Raw genomic sequence first — 3079 nt, forward strand, 5'->3', positions numbered from 1 at the left:
GCGACCACGAACATCAACGATTGGAGATCTCATGAAAGCTGGAATGACGAAAGCCCTGGCGGTGCTGCCGCTGATCGCGGCACTGGCGGCCTGCGGTGGCGGTGGTGGTGGAGATTCGGGGCCGGCCACGCCCGCCGGACTGCAGGGCACCGGCGATACCAGCCGGCCCAAGGTGAAGGCGGCTTTCGTGAAAGGTCAGACGGCGCGCTACCTGATGATCAGTTCGTCCTCGCAGAACGCGGGCCGGCTCGAGACCATCGAGCAGCAGACGACGGGCGAGGTCATCACGATGAACGGCAACGCGCTGAGCGGCATCGACCGCGCGATCGCGGACGTCGCTGGCGACGCCTCCTTCACCATCGGGCGCTGGACCCACGGATCGGCCGTGATCGGCAGCAGCACGAAGACGCTTGGCGCGACCGGCACCGCCGTCCATTACGCGGTGTACAACGCGCCGGACGCGTTCCCCACGAGCGGCAGCTTCTCCTGCGACGCGGGCCAGTTCACCGTGCCCACCCTGGACGTCGCCCCCGGCACCGAGGTCGGGCAGGCCAAGGGCTCGGCCTCGCTGAGCTTCGACGCCTCGGGCGCGCAGTTGGATGCGTCGATCACCGTGACGCTGGCCGACGGCAGCGCCGGCACGGAATCCGCCACCGGGCGCAAGCTGAGCTCGCCGACGACGATCACCTACACCGGCGGCATGCTGGGCGGCTCGTCCGGCCTGCAGCTCACCATGGCGCAGGGCCTGGATGCCAGCAAGCAGGCGGTGATCGTCGGGTATGTGGTGAAGGTCGGCGCGAGCAAGTACCGCGGCGTCGCGATCTTCAACTGCTCGAAGTGAGCCCGAAGTGAGCCCGAAGAGGCGGCGCCCGTGAGGGACGCCGCCACTGACGAAGCCGGCCTTGAGCCGGCTTCGTCGTTCAAGGGAGACTGGAAAGAGGGACGAGGGCTCAGCGGCGGGGGCCGTAATGGCCCGGGATCCAGCGCCGGCCTCCGCCGCGGGTGTCCCAGTAGCCATCGATCCAGATCGTGCCGGTGACGGGCACGACTTCCGTATAGCCGGGGCCCCGGTCGTAGCCGTAATAACGATGCGCCGGGACCACGACGCAGCCGGTCAGGCTCGCGACCAGCGGCGCGGCGGCCAGGGCGAGCAGCAAGGGACGAAATGTGCGCATGAGGAACCTCCAGCGGGTCTGCATGCGTGTGAGAACGTGCCGCCGCGACGCCCCGCTGACGCGCCGGGCCGGACATTACCGGACCGACAACAAGTAACGGCGCGTGCGCCAGCGGGCCGGGGCTCGACCGGCGGTGCGAGAGGGCGTCGAGCCGGGGAAACGCCGGAGGCCCGCCCGCGTCGCCGCACATAGACTGCGCCGATGCTGACCGTCCACCACCTCAACAACTCCCGCTCGCAGCGGGTCCTGTGGCTGCTCGAGGAACTCGGGCTTCCTTACGAGATCAAGCCCTACCAGCGCGATCCCAGGACGATGCTCGCGCCGCCCGAGCTGCGCGCCGTGCATCCGCTGGGCAAGTCGCCGGTGATCAGCGACGGGGGCCTGGTGATCGCCGAGTCCGGCGCGATCCTGGAATACCTCGTCGACCGCTACGGCGAAGGCCGCTTCAAGCCGGCCGCCGGCACGCCCGAGGCGCTGCGCTACCGCTACTGGATGCATTACGCCGAGGGCTCGGCGATGCCGCCGCTGCTCCTCAAGCTGGTCTTCGACCGCATCGAACGCGCGCCCGTGCCGTTCTTCGTGAAGCCGATCGCCCGGGGCATCGCGGCGAAGGCCAAGGCGAGCTTCGTCCAGCCGCAGATTGACAACCACATGAACTACCTGGAAGCGGAACTCGGTCGAAGCCCCTGGTTCGCCGGCGCGGACTTCAGCGCTGCCGACGTGCAGATGAGCTTCCCGCTGGAGGCCGCGGCGCAGCGTGGCGGCGCTGTGGCACGGCAGCCGCGCATCACCGAATTCCTCCAGCGCATCCATGCCCGGCCCGCCTACCAGCGGGCGCTCGAGCGCGGCGGTCCCTACGCGCTGGCCTGAGCGGGCGGTCATCCCCTGGATGACGGATGCGCGGGGGAGGGGCGGGTGCCAGACTGCCGCCGTCCGGGTCCCCCCGGCGGGAGTGCGCCATGTCCTTCCTCACGCCCTCGCAGATCCGCACCGCCCAGGCGATCGTCAATCTCTTCGAGACCGGTCATGTGCTGGGCGACTACGGCCAGGTGACCGTGCTGGAGGGCGATCCGGGGCGGCTGACCTATGGCCGCTCGCAGACGACCCTGGGGTCGGGCAAGCTGGTCGAGCTGCTGCGACAGTACGCCGGCAACCCGGGCGCGCAGTTCGGGGCCGAGATCGGCGACTGGCTGCCGGCCCTGGCGGCGGCCGGTGCGGCGCTCGACACCGACCAGCGCCTGCACAACCTCCTGCGCGCCTGCGCTGACGACCCGGTGATGCGCGAGACGCAGGACCTCTTCTTCGACGAGCACTTCTGGCAGCCCGCCGCACGTGCGGCCGGGAAGCTGGGCATCGTGTCGGCGCTGGGCACGGCGGTGGTCTACGACAGCTTCGTGCACGGCTCCTGGGCGCGGATCCGCGCGGCCACCGATGCGCAGGTCGGCGCGACCGCGCAGGCGGGCGAGCAGGCCTGGATCGACGCCTACGTGCGGGTGCGCCGCCAATGGCTGGCCACGCACAGCATCGCGATCCTGCGCGGCACGGTCTACCGGATGGATGCGTTCCGGCGGCTGATCGACCTCGGCCAATGGGGCCTGCCCCTGCCGCTGGTGGTGCGCGGCGCCGAGATCTCGATGACGACGCTCAACGGCACGCCGCCCGGCTGCTACGACGGGCCGGCGCCCGGCAGCCGCGCGCTGTCGGTCCAGGCGCCACTGCAGCGCGGGCTCGACGTGCGGCGGGTGCAGCTCGCGCTGTCCGGGCTGGGCGCGGACATCAAGGCGGATGGCGTCTTCGGTGGCGCCTCGATGCGCTGCGTGCAGGAGGTGCAACGCGCGCGTGGCCTGCCGGCGACCGGCGTGGCCGACATCGCCTTCATCGGCGCGCTGCTCGGCTGAGGCGCG

Annotated in this window: 4 protein-coding genes; 3 read left to right on the top strand and 1 reads right to left on the bottom strand. The window is 70.9% G+C overall.

The features are described from left to right. The first annotated feature begins 43 nt into the window (after nt 1–43). Nucleotides 44–841 carry a hypothetical protein gene (locus tag FUT87_RS27220; protein WP_147242996.1) on the top strand — a complete coding sequence of 266 codons (798 nt, stop codon included), beginning with the start codon at nt 44–46 and terminating at the stop codon, nt 839–841. Nucleotides 842–950: 109 nt separating this feature from the next. On the opposite strand, the gene FUT87_RS27225 is transcribed toward FUT87_RS27220, so the two are convergent. Then, nucleotides 951–1175 carry a YXWGXW repeat-containing protein gene (locus FUT87_RS27225; protein WP_147242997.1) on the bottom strand — a complete coding sequence of 75 codons (225 nt, stop codon included), beginning with the start codon at nt 1173–1175 and terminating at the stop codon, nt 951–953. Between the two features lie 201 nt (nt 1176–1376). Here FUT87_RS27225 and FUT87_RS27230 point away from each other — a divergent pair, with 201 nt between their 5' ends. Next, nucleotides 1377–2045, top strand: a complete 669-nt coding sequence (locus FUT87_RS27230) for a glutathione S-transferase family protein (RefSeq protein ID WP_091723202.1) — start codon at nt 1377–1379, stop codon at nt 2043–2045. 89 nt (nt 2046–2134) lie between these two features. After that, a complete protein-coding gene (locus tag FUT87_RS27235; RefSeq protein ID WP_221210942.1) occupies nt 2135–3073 on the top strand; it encodes a peptidoglycan-binding protein in 939 nt (312 codons plus the stop codon). Nucleotides 3074–3079 lie beyond the last annotated feature (6 nt).

The organism is Mitsuaria sp. TWR114 (assembly GCF_007997345.1).